The organism is Curtobacterium sp. MCBA15_001, assembly GCF_001864835.1.
In the GTDB taxonomy this organism is placed as follows: domain Bacteria; phylum Actinomycetota; class Actinomycetes; order Actinomycetales; family Microbacteriaceae; genus Curtobacterium.
Map to the genome: position 1 here is coordinate 135,298 of NZ_MJGI01000023.1, position 18,888 is coordinate 154,185.

The window sequence follows — 18,888 nt, forward strand, 5'->3', positions numbered from 1 at the left end:
GGCGCGGATGCACGCGGACCAGGGCCGTCGCGCGCTGATCGTCGAGGCCGCGGCGGTCGTCTTCGACCGCGACGGGTACGCGACGGCGAGCATCGCCGGGATCGCGCGGGAGGCCGGCGTACCGCAGGGCACGCTGCACCGGACCTTCCCGACGAAGCACGCGCTCGCGCTGGCCGTCATCGACGAGCAGAACGTGCGCACCTTCCACGCGCTGGAGTCGAGTGACCCGTCCCCGCTCGTGACGCTCATCCATGCGTCGCGCGGGGTCGCCGGTCTGCTGATGACCGACGTGGTCGTCCGGGCGGGCATCCGGATCTCACTCGAGCACGGGGTGCTCGCCCAGCAGACCGCGAGCTTCTACGAACAGTGGATCGCCGGTGTCGTGGACGTCTTCCGACTCGCCGTCGCGAGCGGCGAGGTCCGCTCCGACGTCCCTCCCGAGGCGCTCGGCGCGACCCTGGTGCCGTACTTCACCGGCGTGCAGCTCGTGTCCAACGTGCGGTCGGGTCGCGCTGACCTGCTGCCCGCCGTGGGGACGATGTGGCAGGTGCTGGTGCACGGCGTCGCCGAACGTGCCCACCGAGACCGTCTGCTGCGGGTGGTCGAGGAGACCTTCGGGGGCTGAGGCTCAGACGTCGTGGAGTTCGCGGTCCCGGAACCACCGGAGCAGCCACGCGGCGCTCGTGCGGTCGAACTCCGGCGGGAAGTCCGAGCCGCCGGACAGGAACGGGCTGAAGCCGTCCTCGGATGCCAGGTCGGTCTCGTCCAGGGCACGGTAGGCCATCGACCAGCCGTCGAACCGTCGGACGTCGATGTCCTCGCGTATGAGTGACGTCAGCGCAGTGTGTCGCGGATCGCGGGCGATCGCGGCGTAGCGGTCGTCGACGCTCCACGCCGGCCCCTCGAGCAGCTGCATGAACCGCCCGCCCTTCGCCACGAGCAGGCCGGAGACACCCAGCGCCTCGTTGCGCAGCCGTGAGCCGTGCAGGAGCTCGGTCATCGCGGCGTCGTCGAAGTCGTCGACGGCGCGGCTCATGTAGACGATGGAGACCAGCACGGATCAGACCTCGGCCCGCTGGACGAACACCCACCGAGCCATCGCCCAGTACCGGAACACCATCGCGATCATGGTCCCGATGACCGGGCCGCTGACGAAGTCCGCGATCTCCTGTGTGGCCAGGCTGACGTGGGGGACCTCGAGGCCGAAGGCGTAGCGCGACAGCCAGAGCGGCGCGGAGTTGAGGCCGATGCCGATCGCGCTGACGATCACGAAGTAGAGCATCTCGAGCCCGGTGTGCCGACCGCCGCGGTCGCCGAAGGACCACTTCTTGTTCATCCAGTACGACACGACCGTTGCCACGACCGTGCCGATGACCAGCGCGGTCACCGGGTGCTGCGGGATGACGAAGAGCTTCAGGCCGTAGTTGATCACCATCGTGATCAGGAAGCCGATGCCGCCGACGACCAGGAACCGACCCGCCGAGGGGTATCGGCGCAACAACCGGAACACAGCATCCATCGCCTCCAGTATGACGGCAGGTCCCGGGACCTGGCTGATCGGTGCCGACGGCGCGCGAATAGGATCGGGGACATGGCGACCGTCCTCCTCGTCCGGCACGGACGCACCACCGCGAACGCGACCGGACTCCTGGCGGGACGGACCGCGGGCGTCGCCCTCGACAGCGTCGGCAAGCAGCAGGCGGCGCGGACGGCGGAGCGCATCGCCGAGGTACCCGTCGTCGCGGTGGTGTCCAGCCCGCTCGAGCGGTGTCGACAGACGGCGCGTGCGATCACCGCGTTCCAGCACGGCGACCCCGAGCAGCGCATCGAGCGCGCGATCACCGAGGCCGACTACGGCGAGTGGCAGAACCGCAAGCTCAGCGACCTGGCGCAGGAGCCGCTGTGGCGGGTGGTGCAGGCGAACCCGAGCGCCGTCGTCTTCCCTGGTGGCGAGTCCATGCAGACGATGCAGTCCCGCGCAGTCGCAGCCATCCGCCGGATCGACGCGCAGATCGAGGCCGAGCACGGCGCTGCCGCGGTGTGGGTGGCGGTGAGCCACGGCGACATCATCAAGGCCGTGCTGGCTGACGCCCTCGGCATGCACCTGGACCTGTTCCAGCGCATCACGGTCGGGCCGGCTTCGGTGTCGGTCGTCCGGTACGGCGAGCACCGCCCCGAGGTCGTCGCCACGAACACCGACTCCGGCGACTTGTCCTGGTTGGCGAAGGCGCCGGCGCCCAGTGGTGACGCGGCGGTCGGCGGTGGCGCGGGCAATCCCGGTGCCGACGACCAGCCGCCCGCGCCGGGGGACGAGCCCGGTACCGCGACTCCCTGAACGGACGCAGCCGCCCGCTCCTACAATGCGGGTATGCCCACCATCGTCCACGGCTTCGACTGGCCGGACCGTCTCGTCGTCGGCACCATCGGGCGCCCGGGGGAGCGGTCCTTCTACCTGCAGGCCCGTGACGGCCGCCGCGTCGTGAGCGTGGCCCTCGAGAAGGAGCAGTCCGCCGTGCTGGCGGAGAAGCTCGACGAACTCCTCGACGAGGTCGCCACGGTCGAGGACAACCGCTTCAGCGTCCCGCCGACTGTCCCGCGCGAGCTGTACGACGTCGAGCCGCTCGACCAGCCCGTCGAGGCCGAGTTCCGCGCCGGCGCGCTGAGCCTGGGCTTCGACCCCGCCACGGCGCAGGTCGTCATCGAGGCCTACCCGATCGACGACGAGGTCGAGATCCTGGCCGAGGAAGAGGACGTCGACGGCGAGGTCGAGGCCGTCGTGGAGATCCCCGAACCGGCGGAGCTCCTGCAGGTGAAGATCCCGGTCGGGACCGCGCGCGCCTTCGTGGAACGCACCCGCGAGGTCGTCGCCGCCGGACGGCCGCCCGGCTCCCTGTGAGCACCAGTCCGGACACGGGCGGCATGGAACTCGTCGCGCGTATCCGCGAGGCCTCGAACGCCACCTTCCTCGCCGAGCTCGACGGCCACGAGGTCGTCTACAAGCCGATCGCCGGCGAGAAGCCGCTCTGGGACTTCCCCGACGGCACCCTGGCCGGCCGCGAGTACGCCGCATTCCTGGTGTCCGAGGCGTTCGGCTGGCACGTGGTCCCGCCCACCTGGCTCGGCGACGGACCACTCGGCCGCGGCATGGTGCAGCGCTGGCAGGACGTCGACCCGGACCAGGACGCGGTCGACGTCGTCCCGGTCGAGACGGCCGAGCAGTCCGGTATGAAGTCGGTGCTCGAGGCCATCGACGAGCACGACCGCCCCGTCACCCTGGTGCACGAGGACACGGCGGCCCTCCGGCGCATGGCGGTCTTCGACGTCGTGGTCAACAACGCGGACCGCAAGGGCGGCCACGTGCTCGCCATGCCCGACGGGCACCGGTTCGGCGTCGACCACGGGCTCACCTTCCACGTCGAGCACAAGCTCCGCACGGTGCTGTGGGGCTGGGTCGGCGAGCCGCTCACCGCCGACGAACTGGCCGGGGTCGCTCGGGTCACCGAGGCGCTCCACGGCGACCTGGGCGAAGCCCTCACCGAGCACCTGACCGTCGACGAGATCGACAACCTCGAGGCGCGGTGCGCCGCGCTGGCTGCAGTCGCGGCCTTCCCGCCGCCGAACGGCTACGGGCCAGCGGTCCCCTGGCCCCTGTTCTAGACGCACCACGAGACGGACGGGAGGCCCGTAGCGGCGTCGCCACGGGCCTCCCGTCCGTCAGGGCGTCCGTCGTCAGCCGAAGCGGCCGAATCCGCCCCAGTCATCGTCACGGAACAAGCCGCCGCCACCGCGGCGCGATCCGAGGTACGAGTCGACGACCGCGACACCCAGGTCGTCGTTCTCCGGCGCGGTGACCGTGCCGTCCACCCGGCGCGCCATCCCGTCGATGAAGCGGGCGAGGCCCGGGTCGTCGCCGAGCCGGAAGAACGTCGTCTGCGCTCCGAGGCGGTGCGCGTTCTCGAGCTCGCGGACACTCAGCGCGATCGTCATCGGGTCCGGCGGGTAGCTGAAGTACACCTGCCCGTTCGGCTCGAGGTGCGACGTGGGTTCGCCGTCGGTGACGATGAGCAGCACCGGCTGGGCCGTCGGGTGCTTGCGGAAGTGCCGGTTCGCCAGCAGGAGCGCATGGTGCAGGTTCGTGCCCTTGTCCCACATCGCGTCGAGCCCGACGAGCTGCTCGACGTCCATCACCTCGGCCTCACGCCCGAAGGCGATGAGCTGCAGGTCGTCGCCGCGGAACCTCGTCGAGATCAGCGTGTGCAGTGCGAGGGCGGTGCGCTTCATCGGGACCCAGCGGTCCTCCATCGCCATGGAGAACGACGTGTCGACCAGCAGCGCGACCACGGCCTGGGTGCGGGCCTCGGTCTCCTGGACCTCGACGTCGTCCACCGTCAGCCGGACCCCGGCACCGGTCCGCCCGGTCGCGGCGGTCCGGGTGACGGCGTTCGTGACGGTGCGGGGGATGTCCCACGGCTCGGTGTCGCCGAAGGCCCACTGGCGGGTGGCGCCGGAGGCCTCGCCCGCGGCGCCGGAGCGGCGGAGGTCGCGGGCGCCCTGACGGCCGGACATCTTCTGGGCGACGTCCTTGAGCAGGCTCTTGCCGAGCTGCCGCATGGCCTTGGGCGTGAGCTTGAACTGGCCGTCGGCACCGCGCCGCATCGTGCCGGAGTTCCGCAGGGCCTTCTCGAGCTGCTGCAGCGTCCGGGCGTCGACGGCGGCCTCGGAGCCGAGCTGCCGGGCGAGCGACTCGAGGTCCAGGTCGTCGAGGTCGGAGCCGGGGCCGGACTGTGCGAGCTGCTCGGCGAGGGCGTCGAGGTCGGCGATGTCCTGGAACACCCCGGTGCCGTCGCCGAGGCCGAGTCCCTGGTCGCCCTCCATCCGCTCGGAGCCGCCCCAGTCCTCGCCCGGTCGGAGTGCCCGCAGGTTGCCGTCGAGCTGGGACAGGGCGCCCATGAGGTCGGGGCTGCCGAACGCCTGCTGCGCCAGGGCATCGAGCTCGTCGCGCTGCTCCTGGGTCATCGAGTTGCGCATCCGCTGGGCCGCTGCCGACCGGGCAGCGAGGTCGTCGAGCAGTTCGTCGACGTTCTGCGGGTTCGACGGGAAGTACTCCCCGTGCTGCCGCATGAACGCGTCGAACTGCTCCTGCGTGTCGGTGCCGGCGCGGTGGTCCTCGAGCAGCTGGTTGAGGTCCTGCATCATCGCCTGCACGTCGGCGCGGTCCTGATCCGAAGCGTTCTCGAGCGCCTGCTTCATCCCCGCGAAGCGCTGGTCGAGCATCTCGCGCCCGAGCAGGTCCTTGATCTCCTCGTACTTCTGGCGGGCGGTCGGGCTCTTCCAGTCGTAGCTGCCGAGCTCGGTCACCGCAGCCGCCGGCGAGGGCGGCAGGCTGTCGAGCTGCATCTCGGCGAGGGCACGGTCGCCGTCGTCCAGGTCGGTGTCGCGGGCGAGTTGCCCCCGTTCGGCGAGCAGGGCCTCGTCGAGCAGCTCCTTGACCTGCTGCAGCGTGCCGTCGAGGTTGTTCTTCGCGGTGAGTTCGCGGCGCTTCTCGGCAACCCGTCGGGCGAGGTCGTCGAGGCCGCGCTGGTCACGGCCTCCGCGACGCAGGAACTCCCGCATGGCACGCTCGGGGGAGTACCCGGCCATGACGTCCTGCCCGATGGCGTCGAGTGCCTCGGACAGGTCGGCGGGCGGCGCGAGGGGGTCGGGACCGCCCTCGTACCGGCCGTACCGGGTGTCCCGCGACAACCGACGGTTCTGGCGGCTAGCCATAGACGGCTTCGCCTCCGCCGGACTCCTTGCTGATCTTGCGTGCCAGGAACAGGCCCTCGAGCGCGAGTTCGATCGCGCCGGCCCGTTCGCCGTCGTTCGTGGCGCCGAGTCGTTCGCAGATCTGGTCGTAGAGGTCGGACTCGCCGAGCGAGGGGAGTCCCTCGAGGAACGCCCGCGCCGACACCTGCTCACCAGTGGTCACCATCGTGCCGCCGTCGAGCGCCTCGACCAGCTGGCCGAGGTCGAGCCCGCGCAGCCGTGACCGGACGGTCTCGGCGGTCGCGGTCCGGAGCAGGTGCTCGAGGACCTCGTCGGCGCGGTCCTCTTCCCCGGACTCGAACTCGATCTTGCCGCCGAGGACGTCCACCGCGGTCTCGAGGTCGATCGGTCGGGCGACGGGTTCGGTCTCGCCCTGGCGCGCGGCGCGGTGCACGGCTGCGGCGGAGACGGTCTCGGCGCCGGCGATCGAGAAGCGGGCGCTGACGCCGCTGCGCTGGTCGACCGCGCTGGACCCGCGGAGCGCCCGGGTGAACCGGGCGAGGATCTCGACCAGGGCGTCCGGCACGTCGGCGCTCAGGTGCGCTTCCTGTCGGATGACGGCGATCTCGTCGTCGAGCTCGATCGGGTAGTGCGTGCGGATCTCGGCCCCGAAGCGGTCCTTGAGCGGCGTGATGATCCGGCCGCGGTTCGTGTAGTCCTCGGGGTTCGCGCTGGCCACGACCAGGACGTCGAGGGGCAGGCGCAGCACGTAGCCGCGGATCTGCACGTCGCGCTCTTCCATCACGTTGAGCATCGCGACCTGGATGCGTTCGGCCAGGTCGGGCAGCTCGTTGATGGCGACGATGCCGCGGTGTGCGCGGGGGATCAGCCCGAAGTGGATGGTCTCCGGGTCGCCCAGGCTGCGTCCCTCGGCGACCTTCATCGGGTCGACGTCGCCGATCAGGTCGGCCACGCTGGTGTCGGGGGTCGCGAGCTTCTCGACGTAGCGGCCGTCGCGGTGCCACCAGTCGATCGGCATCGCGTCGCCGAGCTCCTCGGCACGACGGATGCTGGCCGTGGTGATGGATTCGTAGGGGTGCTCGCCGAGCTCGGACCCGGCGATGACCGGCGTCCACTCGTCGAGCAGGCCCTGCAGCGTGCGGAGCAGGCGGGTCTTGCCCTGGCCGCGCTCGCCGAGCAGGACGACGTCGTGTCCGGCGATCAGGGCACGTTCGAGCTGCGGGACGACGGTGGTGGCGAAGCCGTGCAGGCCGGGCCACGGGTCGGTGCCCTGGCGCAGGGCGGTGAGCAGGTTGTCGCGGATCTCGGCGCGGACCGTCTTCTGGACATGGCCAGAGGCGCGGAGCTCGCCGACCGTTCTGATGGAGGGTCGGGTCACGTCTCTGACGCTACGCCTGACCGCCGACGAACCGGCCCACCTGTTCGCCCAGGGCGAGTGCCGACGGACGGGAGGCTCGGTGCCAGCTGGCACCGAGCCTCCAGACCGGCAGTGGGGCGGTCTCGGACCGTCAGCCGAACAGCCGCTTGCTCGCGATCTCGGCGCCCTCGGTGAGCGCGCGGAGCTTCGCCCACGCGACGTCCGTCGCGACGAACTCGTAGCTGGCGAACGTCGCGAGCCCGCAGTCGGTCCCGGCCACGATGCGGGTCGGGTCGCCGACGGCCTCGGCGGCTGCGACGATGCGGTCGGCGACGAGCTGCGGGTGCTCGAGGTAGTTCGTGGTCACGTCGATCACGCCCGGGACCAGGACCGCGCCGTCGGGCAGGGGCTGGTCGCGGAAGGCCGGGAACTCGTGCGCGTGCCGCGGGTTGCCGAACGGGATGCTGAAGGCCCCGACCTCGGCGCGGTACAGGTGCGGCAGGAGCACGTCGACCGGCACGTCGTCCTGGTGCGGTCCCTGCCAGTTGCCGTAGCAGACGTGCAGGCGGGTCTGCTCCTTCGGGATGTTCCGGAGCGCGTGGTTCAGCGCGTCGACGTGCAGGTCCACCGCGTCCAGGAACGTCTCCAGCGGAGCGTCGCCGAAGTGGATCACGCGCTCCATCGCCAGGTCGGGTGCGTCGAGCTGCAGGACGTGCCCGCGTCCGACGATCTCCTCGTACTCGACCCGGAGCTGCTCGGCCAGGGCGAAGACGTACTCGCGGTGGTCGGCGTAGTGCGGGTTCGCGTCGTCGAGCAGCAGCGTGGTGGCGACGATGCCGGGTGTGGCCGCCGAGATGAACGTGCCGGCGGGGGTGCGACCCGCGGCGGTGTTCCGGGCGAGCTCGCGTTCGAAGCCGTCCAGGTCCGACCGGATGCCGGCGCGCTCCTCGTCGTACTGCAGCAGGCCCTGCGCGAGCGGGGTGTCCCAGACGCGGGCGAACTCGGCGCCCTCGTCGATCTGCTTGGCCTGGAACGCGGCGTAGTCCGGGAACTTCAGCGAGTCGAGCGTGGGCTTCCGGTGGCCGATGCCACCGAATCCGGTCAGGCGTTCACGGATGTAGGTCGAGAAGCCGACGCGGGGGACCTCGCCGTCGTTGACGACGTCGATGCCGGCGTCGAGCTGGGCGTCGACGGTCCGCGCCAGGACCGCGGCGATCTCGGCCTCCAACGCTGCTGCGTCGTACGGCTTGCCCTGGTCTCGGGCGACGAGCAGCGCCGACAGCTCGGGCGTGCGGGGCAGCGAACCGGTGTGGGTCGTCAGGATGCGGTCTGTCGAGTTCTGGGTCGGCACGTTGCCACGGTACCGGCGCCGTTCACACGTCGTTCCACCGCGGGACTTGTTTCTTCTCATAGCAACCGCGATGATCATTCACAGGGTCAGCCCGAGCGCGTAGTGCGTCGTCGGTGCCGCCACCGGCGACGGAGCCGGATCTGGAACTAGGGGGATCCGGCTCCGCGTCGGGAGACCACTGCCCGACGCGTGTCGTTCCGACCGCGAACCACCGCAGCGATCCGGGCGTACGTTCTCCATCTGTGTCGGACCTGAGCGCGTCCGGCGGGTGAGGAGCAGGACGGGATGACGAGCGCGAGCGGGTTGCAGGAGGGGCAGGTCAAGAGCCTGGTCCCGGCCAGGATGGACCGACTGCCGTGGACGAAGTTCCACTGGAGCGTCATCGTCGGCCTCGGGATCTCGTGGATCCTGGACGGCCTCGAGATCCAGATCGTGTCGAACGCCGGGTTCCAGGCGGACCTCGGTCTGTCGACGCAGCAGGTCACGACCCTCGGCACGATCTACCTGTTCGGACAGGTCATCGGTGCCCTCGTCTTCGGGCGGTTGTCCGACAAGCTGGGGCGGCGCAAGCTCTTCATCCTGACGCTGGCGATCTACCTGATCGGGTCGGGCATCGCCGGCTTCGCGCAGGACTTCTGGTTCCTGGCGGTGTTCCGCTTCATCGCCGGACTCGGCATCGGCGGCGAGTACGCGGCGATCAACTCGGCCATCGACGAGCTCATCCCGGCGAAGTACCGCGGCCACGTCGACATCGCCATCAACGGCACGTACTGGGGCGGCGCGGCACTCGGCGCCTTCGCGAACATCTACCTGCTCGACACGTCGATCTTCGCCGAGAACGTCGGCTGGCGGATCGGGTTCTTCCTCGGCCCGGTGCTCGGCATCGCGATCATCTTCCTGCGTCGGCACATCCCCGAGAGTCCGCGGTGGTTGATGACGCACGGCAAGCAGGAGGAGGCCGAGGCCACGGTCAGCCGGATCGAGGCCGAGGTCGAGCGGGAGTCGGGCAAGCCGCTGGACCCCGTCGACGAGTCCAAGGCGATGACCGTCACGCCGATGGAGAACGTGCGGTTCCGGACGATCGTCAAGGTGCTGTTCCAGCAGTACCCGACGCGCACGCTGGTCGGAGCGACGATGATGATCACGCAGGCGTTCCTGTACAACGCGATCTTCTTCACGTACGCGCTGGTGCTGACGAACTTCTTCGGCCTGAAGACCTCGGAGACCGCGGTCTACTTCTTCCCGTTCGCGATCGGCAACCTGCTCGGCCCGCTCCTGCTCGGCCGGTTGTTCGACACGTGGGGGCGTCGGCAGATGATCTTCTCGACGTACCTGATCTCCGGGCTCGTGCTCGCCGTGTCGGCGTTCCTGTTCCAGGCCGACGCCATCAGTGCGACCGTGCAGGTGCTGTTCTGGTGCGTCTCGTTCTTCTTCGCCTCGGCCGGGGCGTCCAGCGCGTACCTGACGGTGAGCGAGATCTTCCCGCTCGAGCTCCGGTCGCAGGCGATCTCGTACTTCTTCGCGCTGGCGCAGGTCTTCGGTGCGATCGCGCCGACGATCTACGGCGCGCTGATCGGTGACGGGACCTCGCGCGAGCCGCTGTTCTGGGGCTACCTGCTCGGCGCCGGCATCATGATCATCGGCGGCATCGTCGCGTTGATCTTCGGCGTCGACGCGGCGCGCAAGGGCCTGGAGGACGTCACCCAGCCGCTCTCGGTGATCGTCAAGAAGGAGGACGCCAAGCGCTGACATCCGGAATACGGAATGTTTAGCGGCTGAGCGCCGGAACTGCAACGCTCACTCCCATCGATCCCCGTCGGGGGTCACGACAGCGGGAGTGCAGTGATGCGAGACGGCGTGAAGGGCTCGGTCCTCCACAGGGCCGGGCTGCGGCCGGATGTCCACCGGTCGTCCTGCGCGGGCAGTGGGAGCGGTCGCCATGCGTGACGCTGGTGGCAGGGGTTCGACGGTGGGACGATGACGGCCGAGCGGCGGTCGCGCGAACGAGACGGTCTGCCGCGCAGCCTGTTGCGCGACGCCGTCTTCCTCCGGCTGCTCGAACGGATCCTGCTCGGGGAGTACCGCCGCGGGCAGCGGCTCCGGCTCGACGCCCTGGCTGACGACATGCGCGTCTCGCGGACCCCGGTGCGCGAAGCCCTCGTCCCCCTCGAGGCACTCCGGCTCGTGTCGGTGCAGCGGTACGTGGGGGTGGTCATCGCGCACTGGTCGATCGAGCAGATGACGGAACGGATCCGGCTCGGGTGCGCCATGCTCGCCGAGCCCCCGGCCCGCGCTGGGGACTCGACCGAGCGGTTCGATCCCGTCAGTATCCGCGACTGTCTGTCCGAAGCCGGGGCCTTCGTCGAGCTCGGTGCCTGGCTCCTGCGCCGTGCGGGATCGTCGGTCAGCGCCGATCTGCTCGCGGCGCAGCGTCCCGTGCTCGACGTCTTCTACACGGACGACGTTGCGGCCGCCAACGGCATCGACGCGGTGGTCGACCGGCGGCGTCGACTGCGGTTGCTCGACCGTGCACGAGACGCGGCCATGGATGACGACCTGGCGACCTGTGCGCAGCTGGTGCGCGAGCTCGGGGCGTGCCTGATCGTGCTGCCCGACCGCTTCCGGACGAGGGAGTCCGCATGACCGCACGCTGATCCAGGGCTGCGGGGCCCACGGCCGGGTGCGGCTGTGCCGACGAATCAGGTGCGACCGTGCCCACGGTCGGGTGTGGCTGGCCCCCGAACAGGGCACGCCGGGCCGCGTGGTTGCCGGGCGGCGCGTTGGTCGTCGGGTATCGTCCCCCCGCGAGTGGCCGGTCGACGCCACTCGGAGGGAGCCCGCCGTGACCGATCCCGACGGTCCGTACCGAGACCGAGCGACGTCCGGCGCGCGCACGCGCTTCGACGACGTGCTGGATGCCCGCCGCCGGCCCGCGGTCGTCTCCGGACCGGGGTTCCGCGTCAGCGGTGCGCGTCACGGGCGTGGTCGGGGTGAGTTCGGGGTCCGCCGTCTGGCGACGGGCATCGGGCTGGTGGCGGCGGTCGCCGTGGCCAGTGCGACGTCCCTCTCCGCCTACGCCGCGTACGACGTCGGCCACGGGTTCCAGCAGCGGGCGGTCGACATCGGCGGAGGGGCCTCGACCGACGGCGCCTTCAACGTGCTGGCCATCGGTGCCGACAACGACCCCGCGCAGGGGCAGGCCTACGGCGACCGCGGTGCGACGCTCAACGACTCGAACGTGCTGCTGCACGTCTCGGCCGACCACACCCAGGCGGTGGCGGTCAGTTTCCCCCGCGACCTGATCGTCGACCAGCCCGCGTGCGGGAAGGAATCCTCCGTCACGGACACCCCGCTCAACCAGGCCTACGGGCGGGGCGGCATGGACTGCGTGGTGAAGACGATCGAACACGTCACCGGCATGGACGTCCCCTACGCGGCCCAGGTCAGCTTCGCGGGCGTGATCCGGATGTCGGACGCGGTCGGCGGCGTGCCCGTGTGCGTGACCGACGCCGTCGACGACCCGTTCACCGGCCTGAAACTGTCCGCGGGGGAGCACACCGTGTCCGGCGCGACGGCACTCGCCTTCCTGCGTGACCGGCACGGCGTCGGTGACGGCAGCGACCTGTCGCGGATCTCGAGCCTGCAGCAGTTCCTGTCGTCGCTCCTCCGGAAGGTCAAGAGCGAAGGCACGCTGAGCGACCCGGGCAAGCTGTACGGCCTGGCGAAGTCGGCGTCGAAGAACATCACCCTGTCGACCTCGCTCGCGAAGCCCTCGACGATGGTGGACATGGCCGGGGCCTTCGACGGGATCGGCCTCGACCACATCACCTTCGTGCAGTACCCCGGCAGCGTCACCGACCCGGCCTTCCCCGGCAAGGTCGTCCCCGATCGTGCGACCGCGGACAAGCTGATGGATGCCGTTCGGGGTGACCGTCCGTTCAGGCTCGATGCCGGTGCGACCGGACGCGGCGCGACGGACGCGACCGGCGGCACTGCAGGCGACGGGACATCGGACGCGAGCCGCGCGGACCGGGGGAGCAGCGCCTCCCGTCCGGCCGCGGATGCCGGGTCGTCCGCGTCGTCCGCACCACAGGAGATGTCCGGGGTGACGGGGCAGACCGCCAAGCAGAAGACCTGCGCCGTCGCCGCGCGCTGATCCACCCGTGGGCGGATCCACACCCAACCGCCAGGCGGATCTGTGGCAGCCTTGTCCGGTTGCCGACCCCGCGGCGTGGCCTCCCCGGCCCGAGCGCGGGTCCCGACGCACGGCGCGCAGGGCGCCTCGCGTCATCGTGTCCGCCGACGACAGGAGTGCCCGTGAACGACGTCCGTGACCGTTCCCACCGACTCAACCGAGCCGACGGGATCGCCCGACACGGACGGCTGCCACGGCGCAGCCCCTGGGGGACCCTGGCGAAGGTGCTGTCGGGCACGCTCGCGGTCGCGTTGGTCGGGTCCGCCTCGGTCGCGGCGATCGCTGCGAAGCAGGTCACCGACGACCTGGGCGAGGGCGTGCAGATCCAGGGGCAGCCGGCGGTCCAGCCCGCGGGCGACGTGCTGAGCGCCTACCAGGGCGGCTTCAACATGCTCGTCGTCGGGACCGACAACGACCCCGCCCAGGGCACGCAGTACGGCGCGCGGGACGCGACCCTGAACGACGTCAACATCCTGCTGCACGTCTCGGCCGACCACACGAACGCCACCGCGGTGAGCATCCCCCGCGACCTCGTCACGCCGATCCCGGCGTGCGAGAAGCCGGACGGCTCGGGGACGACGTCGGCGATGGCGGCGCGGCCGATCAACGACGCATGGGGCGAGGGCGGCCTGAACTGCGTCGTGCAGACCGTGCAGGGGCTGACCGGGCTCGACGTGCAGTACTCGGCCGCGGTCTCGTTCAACGGGGTCATCGAGATGTCGAACGCGATCGGTGGCGTGCCGGTCTGCGTCGCGTCGCCGATCACGGACCGCTACACCGGCCTCGACCTGCCCGCCGGGACGACGACGCTGCAGGGTGAGCAGGCGCTCGAGTTCCTCCGGACGCGGCACGGCGTGGGGGACGGGTCCGACCTGGGGCGCATCTCGAGTCAGCAGGTCTTCCTGTCTTCGCTGTTGCGCACGGTCAAGTCCAACGAGACCCTGACATCGCCGGCGACGCTCTACAAGCTCGCACGCGCGGCCGCGTCGAACATGCAGCTGTCGCAGAGCCTGAACGACGTCGGGACGATGGTGCAGATGGGGCGGGCGCTGCAGGACCTGCCGCTCGACCAGGTGAACTTCGTGCAGTACCCGGGCACGACCAGCGGGACCGGGGTGTACGCGGGCAAGGTGCAGCCGACGAAGTACCTGGCCGACGAACTCTTCGCCGCGATCGCAGCGGACAAGTCGTTCTCGCTCGGGGCCGGCAGCACGGGCATCGGGTCGGAGTCCGCGCCGGGAGCGACTGCCGCGCCCAGTGAGTCGGCGGCTGCTGCACCGGTTGCACCGTCTGCCCGCGCGGCGCCGGAGGCCCCGGAAGCTGGGGCTCCGTCGGCGTCGGCGTCGGCGGGCGCGGCCACGATCGAGGGGCTGCAGGGGCAGTCGGCTGCGCAGGAGACCTGCTCGAAGGCCTTCGGTTCGTAGGGCGCTGGTGTGGCGGGCGGCTGCCGGCGGACGCTTGGGTGGCGACCGCCTGGAGGCCCGGTGCCGGTCCGCCGGAGCCGCTCCGGGCCTCCAGGCGGGCGCGTCTGGCGCGTTCCTTCCCATGTCAGCCGCGATGGGAGGTCGGAACGCGCCTCGGAGGCAGGAACTTCCGACCACGGACGCGCGATTGAACCTCCTGCGCGCGATGTGACCTGGCGGGGCAGCGGGCAGTGGGGCAGCGCCGGCGCGGGCGCTCCCGGGACGAGGAAGCGGGGACGCGGCCGGAGCCACGCCCCCGCGAGGGTCGCTCCGCGGCGGGCGCCGATCATCGGGCGAGCCGGGCCCAGGCCAGGGAGCGACGTTGGGTGCTGTGTCGCGACAGACGGGGACGAGCCCCGGAACGTGATCGCCGCGTCTCGATGACCATACGGGGTGGGGTACGCGTGGACAACCCCCAGATGTCCCCACTTCAGGGGACCCTCCGAGAAGCGCGACGCGACTCCGGGTCGAGAGAGCCCGCGTCCTCCTGTATGGTGGAGGCTGCGTCCGCGAGGGCGCATGGAGACGTCGCATAGTCCGGCCGAGTGCACCACCCTGCTAAGGTGGAGTCCCCTTTAGGGGACCGAGGGTTCAAATCCCTCCGTCTCCGCACTCCCAGAAGCCCTTCCGATCCCCACGAACACGTGGGCCGGAGGGGCTTCTTCCGTTCGCGACGGACGTCAGGTCGTGCTGGTCGAGTCGAGCCAGCGGATCCAGCTCTCGAGTTGCGCCTTCGCGCTGTCGAGTGTGCTGTGCGTGCCGTTGACCTCGCCGCCGCTGGAGCGCAGCACGTAGCCGTCCTGCCAGCTGACGACGCCCACGAGGACCTGGCCCGAGGAGCCCTCCCAGTGGTGCGCGTCGACCTCGACCCAGGAGATGCCGTCGAGGAGCGTCATCGTGCGCACCTCGGGACAGACGTGGTGCGGGTGGGGTTGGGTGGTGCTTGCATGAGGGCTTCCGGTCGGCTTCGCAACGAGGATCGTTCCAGCGGCCGGGTCTGGGTCACCTGACGGGGACAGTAGTCGCATCACCCGTGCGTCGCCCGGACGGTGGTCGTGAAGCCGGCGTGCGGGCGCGATGCGGGTCGAGCCGTGCCTGTTCCGGCGGCGTCGCACCCCTGTGCGGACATCGCACCCCGGGGTGACGGGGTGCGATGTCTGCGAACGGGTGCAATGCGGCAGGCGACCGGCGCACGCCAGCCAGCCGACGGGTGACCGGCGCCGGGCCCGCCGCCAGCCCCGCCACCCGCCGCGACCGGCGCTACGACCGCGGCGGCGCCGTCGTGCCCCGCACCACGAGCGTGGGTGACACCAGCGTGACGTCGGGCGCGGGCCGCTCGGTCGCGCCGATCAGGGACACGAGCCGGAGTGCGGCGAGCCGGCCGACCTCGTCGTTGTGCGGGTCGATCGTCGTCAGGTCGACGAGCGGCGACCCGGCGAGCGGGGTCTCGTCGTGCCCGATCACCGACACGTCCTCCGGCACCCGCAGCCCCGACGCACGCACGGCCGCGATCGCGCCCATCGCCATCACGTCGTTCGCCGCGAACACGCCCGTCACGCCGGGCCGGTCCCGCAGCAGCGCCGTCGTGAGGGCGTACCCGGCCTGTTCGGACGTGTCGCCGGTGCCGACGACGACCGGGGCGATGCCGGCGGCGACCAGTGTCGACACGGTGGCGTCGCGCCGGGCAGCAGCGGAGCCTCCCGTCCCGCTGAGGTGGGCGACGGACCGGTGCCCCAGGGCGAGGAGGTGCTCCGTCGCTGCGCGGGCGCCGGCGGCCTCGTCCGAGGCGACGACGTCGACGCCGTGGGGAGCGAGTGCCCGGACGCCGGCGACGACCACGGGGATGTCAACGGGGACCTCGAGGTCGTCGGAGCTCTCGGCCGCCAGCACCACGCCGTCGACCCGGAGCGACACCAGGTCGTCGAACGGGGACGATGCCAGGTGGGCGTTCGCGGTGGTGTCGGCCAGCGTGAGTCGGAGGCCGTGCGGTTCGAGGGCACTGCGGATGCCGTCGAGCATCGGGACGTACCAGGGGTTCCGGAAGTCGTCGATCACGACCCCGATGGTGCGGGTCCGGGTGCCGGCGAGGATCGCGGCGGCACGGTTCGGCCGGTAGCCCAGGTCGGCCGCGGCGGCGAGGACGGCCGCACGACGGGGGCCGGACACCCCGGGGTCGTCGCGCATCACCATCGACACGAGCGACTTCGACACCCCGGCGCGGGCGGCGACGTCGATGATCGTCGGCAGTCGTCGGTTCGTCACGGTGCTCCTTGACAGGACATGGGTTCGTCCGGCTACAGTACAGCCGGGTGCTCTGGAACGTTCCAGAGTGACGCGCCGAGACCGCTACAAAACGGCACGAGCACCAGCACCAGCACCACACAACGACGTGGAGAGGATCACCCATGCGCGACAGCATCGGCGTGGCCGTCATCGGCGCCGGCATGGCGGGCAAGGCCCACATGGCGGCATGGCGGAACGCCCCGTCCCTGTTCGGCTCGACCCTGCCGCCCGTCCGGCTGGTGTCGGTCGGCGACGTGTTCGAGCCGCTCGCTGCCGAGGCGGCCGCACGGTTCGGGTACGCCCGACACGACACCGACTGGCAGGCGATCGCGGCCGCGGACGACATCGACGTCGTGAGCGTCGTCGTGGCGAACCGCCTGCATCGCGAGATCGTCGAGGGGCTGCTGGCCGCGGGCAAGCACGTGCTCTGCGAGAAGCCGCTGGCCGACTCGCTGGACGACGCCCGCGCGATGGTCACCGCTGCCGAGGCCGCCGCCGCGCGCGGGCAGGTCGCGCGCGTCGGCTTCACGTACCGACGGGCGCCGGGGCTCGCCGCGATCGAGCAGCTCGTCGGCGACGGGACCCTCGACCGCGTGCTGCACGTCTCGGGTCGGTACTGGACGGACTACGGCGCGTCGCCGGACGTCCCGTTCTCGTGGCGCTTCGCCGGGGCACCCGGGACCGGTGCGTTGGCCGACGTCGGCTCGCACCTGACGTACGTCGCCGAGTTCCTGGCCGGGGACGTCACGAGCGTCACGGGCGGCACCTTCACGACGACGATCACCGAGCGGCCGGTCGCCGCCGGGCACGTCCTGCGCGGACAGCAGGCCGCGGTCACGGGGGAGACCGCGACGGTCGAGAACGACGACTACGCCACGTTCAGCGCGCGCTTCGGCGACGGTACCGCGGTCGGCTCGCTCGAGGTCTCCCGCGTCGCCAGTGGGCACCCGAACGGCCTGGTGGTCGAGGTGTTCTGCGAGCGCGGCGCTGCCCGGTGGGACCAGGAGCGTCCCGCGGAGATCGGCCTCGCGCTGCAGTCCGACGGCTCCCGACTCGGTGGGTACCGGCAGGTCGTGCTCGGCCCCGACCACCCCTACGTGGCCGGCGGCATGGCGATGGACGCCCCGGGTGTCGGCTGGGGCCAGAACCAGATGTTCGAGTACCAGGCGCGCGCCTTCCTCGACGAGGTCGTCGGGAACACGGACGACCCGCTGCCCGCCAACGCGACCTTCGCGGACGGGCTGCACAACATGAGGGTGCTCGACGCGGTGGCACGGTCCGCCGCGGGCGGCGGTACCGCCCAGACGATCCCCGCCAGGTCCACCACCGGCAGCGCCACCACGACGCAGGAGCAGCACGCATGAGACTCGGCCTCTACAACGCGATCTTCCACGACCGTCCGCTCGCCGACGCGCTGCGTGCCATCGCGGACAACGGGCTGACCGGCATCGAGCTGAACACCGGCGGGTTCCTGCCACCCGTGCACGTGCCGGACGTCGACGAGATCCTGACGTCCGACCAGGCGAGGGACGCCTTCCTCGCGCAGTTCGACGGCACCGGGGTGTCCATCGCGGGGCTCAACTGCAACGGCAACCCGTTGCATCCCGACCCGGCGATCGGCCCGGCACACGCCGAGGACGTCCGGCGCAGCATCCTGGTCGCGGCACGCCTCGGCCAGGACCGCGTCGTCACGATGTCGGGGCTGCCGGCGGGGGAGCCGGGCGGCACGCGGCCGAACTGGATCGTCAACGCGTGGAACTCCGCCGCGCTCGACGTCATCGAGTACCAGTGGAGCGTCGCCGTGCCCTTCTGGCAGGAGATCGACGCCCTCGCCCGGGAGCACGGCGTCAAGGTCGCCCTCGAGCTGCACCCGCAGAACGTCGTCTTCAACCCGGCGACGATCCGCGAGCTGGTGTCCCGCGGTGGCCTGACCAACGTCGGGGTGGAGCTCGACGCATCGCACCTGTTCTGGCAGCAGATGGACCCGGTCGCCGTCGTGCGCGACCTCGGTCCGCTCGTGGTCCACGCCGCCGCGAAGGACGTCCGCATCAACCCGCACGCGGCGATCAACGGCGTGCTCGACAACTCCTTCCGCCGGCTGGCACCCGACGAGCCCCGGACGAACCTCGGCGGCGACGAGTGGGCGAACGAGTGGCCGAAGCCGTCGGCGTGGGACTTCGTCGCGCTCGGGAAGGGGCACGACCAGGCGTACTGGACGGAGTTCCTCCGGGCGCTGCACGAGGTCGACCCCGACATGTGGGTGAACATCGAGCACGAGGACACCGAGCTCGGCCGCGAGGAGGGTGTCGCCGCAGCGGCGCGCGTCCTGACGGCCGCGGACGCGGCGCTCGCCACGTCGTGAACCGGCGGACCCGCGCGTCACGAGACGCGTGATCCGGACGGGAGGCCCGGTGCCGGTGCGCCGATCTGCGCACCTGCATCGGGCCTCCCGTCCGACCCTCATGGCACCGCA

General features: G+C 71.2%; 17 protein-coding genes and 1 tRNA gene. 11 read left to right on the forward strand and 7 right to left on the reverse strand.

Features of this window, described 5'->3' with window-relative positions; genetic code table 11:
- Nucleotides 1–7: 7 nt before the first annotated feature.
- Nucleotides 8–625 carry a TetR/AcrR family transcriptional regulator gene (locus BIU90_RS09985; protein ID WP_071300073.1) on the forward strand — a complete coding sequence of 206 codons (618 nt, stop codon included), beginning with the start codon at nt 8–10 and terminating at the stop codon, nt 623–625.
- Between the two features lie 3 nt (nt 626–628).
- Here BIU90_RS09985 and BIU90_RS09990 read toward each other — a convergent pair whose 3' ends face one another.
- Entirely contained in the window at nt 629–1,057 is a 429-nt protein-coding gene (locus BIU90_RS09990; RefSeq protein WP_083403856.1) for a BLUF domain-containing protein, read from the reverse strand.
- 3 nt (nt 1,058–1,060) lie between these two features.
- Nucleotides 1,061–1,519, reverse strand: a complete 459-nt coding sequence (locus BIU90_RS09995; RefSeq protein WP_071300074.1) for a GtrA family protein — start codon at nt 1,517–1,519, stop codon at nt 1,061–1,063.
- A 72-nt stretch (nt 1,520–1,591) separates the two neighbouring features.
- Here BIU90_RS09995 and BIU90_RS10000 point away from each other — a divergent pair, with 72 nt between their 5' ends.
- The 3 genes from BIU90_RS10000 to BIU90_RS10010 are packed head-to-tail and all read left to right on the forward strand — an operon-like array spanning nt 1,592 to nt 3,657.
- The gene (locus BIU90_RS10000; RefSeq protein WP_071300075.1) at nt 1,592–2,335 is read left to right on the forward strand and encodes an MSMEG_4193 family putative phosphomutase; all 744 of its coding nucleotides are present in this window, start codon (nt 1,592–1,594) and stop codon (nt 2,333–2,335) included.
- A 33-nt stretch (nt 2,336–2,368) separates the two neighbouring features.
- On the forward strand, nt 2,369–2,896 hold the full coding sequence (locus BIU90_RS10005; RefSeq protein ID WP_071300076.1) for a DUF3090 domain-containing protein: 528 nt from the start codon (nt 2,369–2,371) through the stop codon (nt 2,894–2,896).
- 23 nt (nt 2,897–2,919) lie between these two features.
- Nucleotides 2,920–3,657, forward strand: coding sequence for an SCO1664 family protein (locus BIU90_RS10010; protein ID WP_071300077.1), 738 nt, complete (start codon nt 2,920–2,922; stop codon nt 3,655–3,657).
- 72 nt (nt 3,658–3,729) lie between these two features.
- Here the strand turns inward: BIU90_RS10010 and BIU90_RS10015 are convergent, their stop codons facing one another.
- From BIU90_RS10015 to BIU90_RS10025, 3 genes are all read right to left on the reverse strand, one after another.
- Nucleotides 3,730–5,766, reverse strand: a complete 2,037-nt coding sequence (locus tag BIU90_RS10015) for a VWA domain-containing protein (RefSeq protein ID WP_071300078.1) — start codon at nt 5,764–5,766, stop codon at nt 3,730–3,732.
- Nucleotides 5,759–7,144, reverse strand: coding sequence for an ATP-binding protein (locus tag BIU90_RS10020; RefSeq protein WP_071300079.1), 1,386 nt, complete (start codon nt 7,142–7,144; stop codon nt 5,759–5,761). The genes BIU90_RS10015 and BIU90_RS10020 overlap by 8 nt, the downstream gene beginning before the upstream one ends.
- A gap of 130 nt (nt 7,145–7,274) precedes the next feature.
- Complete coding sequence (locus BIU90_RS10025; protein ID WP_071300080.1) at nt 7,275–8,474, reverse strand: cobalamin-independent methionine synthase II family protein; 1,200 nt, start codon at nt 8,472–8,474, stop codon at nt 7,275–7,277.
- A gap of 285 nt (nt 8,475–8,759) precedes the next feature.
- Here BIU90_RS10025 and BIU90_RS10030 point away from each other — a divergent pair, with 285 nt between their 5' ends.
- The 5 genes from BIU90_RS10030 (at nt 8,760) to BIU90_RS10050 (ending at nt 14,742) form a co-directional block, all read left to right on the forward strand.
- A complete protein-coding gene (locus BIU90_RS10030) occupies nt 8,760–10,223 on the forward strand; it encodes an MFS transporter (protein ID WP_071300081.1) in 1,464 nt (487 codons plus the stop codon).
- Between the two features lie 228 nt (nt 10,224–10,451).
- A complete protein-coding gene (locus tag BIU90_RS10035; RefSeq protein WP_071300082.1) occupies nt 10,452–11,117 on the forward strand; it encodes a GntR family transcriptional regulator in 666 nt (221 codons plus the stop codon).
- A 199-nt stretch (nt 11,118–11,316) separates the two neighbouring features.
- Nucleotides 11,317–12,630, forward strand: coding sequence for an LCP family protein (locus tag BIU90_RS10040; RefSeq protein WP_083403857.1), 1,314 nt, complete (start codon nt 11,317–11,319; stop codon nt 12,628–12,630).
- Nucleotides 12,631–12,791: 161 nt separating this feature from the next.
- A complete protein-coding gene (locus tag BIU90_RS10045; protein WP_071300083.1) occupies nt 12,792–14,093 on the forward strand; it encodes an LCP family protein in 1,302 nt (433 codons plus the stop codon).
- A 560-nt stretch (nt 14,094–14,653) separates the two neighbouring features.
- Nucleotides 14,654–14,742, forward strand: a tRNA-Ser gene (locus BIU90_RS10050).
- A 70-nt stretch (nt 14,743–14,812) separates the two neighbouring features.
- Here the strand turns inward: BIU90_RS10050 and BIU90_RS10055 are convergent.
- A complete protein-coding gene (locus BIU90_RS10055; RefSeq protein WP_139195218.1) occupies nt 14,813–15,028 on the reverse strand; it encodes a hypothetical protein in 216 nt (71 codons plus the stop codon).
- 364 nt (nt 15,029–15,392) lie between these two features.
- The gene (locus BIU90_RS10060; RefSeq protein ID WP_083403858.1) at nt 15,393–16,394 is read right to left on the reverse strand and encodes a LacI family DNA-binding transcriptional regulator; all 1,002 of its coding nucleotides are present in this window, start codon (nt 16,392–16,394) and stop codon (nt 15,393–15,395) included.
- Between the two features lie 143 nt (nt 16,395–16,537).
- Here BIU90_RS10060 and BIU90_RS10065 point away from each other — a divergent pair, with 143 nt between their 5' ends.
- Complete coding sequence (locus BIU90_RS10065; RefSeq protein ID WP_071300086.1) at nt 16,538–17,779, forward strand: Gfo/Idh/MocA family protein; 1,242 nt, start codon at nt 16,538–16,540, stop codon at nt 17,777–17,779.
- Nucleotides 17,776–18,777 carry a sugar phosphate isomerase/epimerase gene (locus BIU90_RS10070; protein ID WP_071300087.1) on the forward strand — a complete coding sequence of 334 codons (1,002 nt, stop codon included), beginning with the start codon at nt 17,776–17,778 and terminating at the stop codon, nt 18,775–18,777. The genes BIU90_RS10065 and BIU90_RS10070 overlap by 4 nt, the downstream gene beginning before the upstream one ends.
- The last annotated feature ends 111 nt before the right edge of the window (nt 18,778–18,888 follow it).

Bases quoted from the DNA above. Each gene is read 5' to 3' on its own strand.
- BIU90_RS09985 (WP_071300073.1), top strand. From the start codon at position 8: ATGCACGCGGACCAGGGCCGTCGCGCGCTGATCGTCGAGGCCGCGGCG.
- BIU90_RS09995 (WP_071300074.1), bottom strand. From the start codon at position 1,519: ATGGATGCTGTGTTCCGGTTGTTGCGCCGATACCCCTCGGCGGGTCGG.
- BIU90_RS10000 (WP_071300075.1), top strand. From the start codon at position 1,592: ATGGCGACCGTCCTCCTCGTCCGGCACGGACGCACCACCGCGAACGCG.
- BIU90_RS10005 (WP_071300076.1), top strand. From the start codon at position 2,369: ATGCCCACCATCGTCCACGGCTTCGACTGGCCGGACCGTCTCGTCGTC.
- BIU90_RS10010 (WP_071300077.1), top strand. From the start codon at position 2,920: ATGGAACTCGTCGCGCGTATCCGCGAGGCCTCGAACGCCACCTTCCTC.
- BIU90_RS10015 (WP_071300078.1), bottom strand. From the start codon at position 5,766: ATGGCTAGCCGCCAGAACCGTCGGTTGTCGCGGGACACCCGGTACGGC.
- BIU90_RS10030 (WP_071300081.1), top strand. From the start codon at position 8,760: ATGACGAGCGCGAGCGGGTTGCAGGAGGGGCAGGTCAAGAGCCTGGTC.
- BIU90_RS10035 (WP_071300082.1), top strand. From the start codon at position 10,452: ATGACGGCCGAGCGGCGGTCGCGCGAACGAGACGGTCTGCCGCGCAGC.
- BIU90_RS10055 (WP_139195218.1), bottom strand. From the start codon at position 15,028: ATGACGCTCCTCGACGGCATCTCCTGGGTCGAGGTCGACGCGCACCAC.
- BIU90_RS10065 (WP_071300086.1), top strand. From the start codon at position 16,538: ATGCGCGACAGCATCGGCGTGGCCGTCATCGGCGCCGGCATGGCGGGC.
- BIU90_RS10070 (WP_071300087.1), top strand. From the start codon at position 17,776: ATGAGACTCGGCCTCTACAACGCGATCTTCCACGACCGTCCGCTCGCC.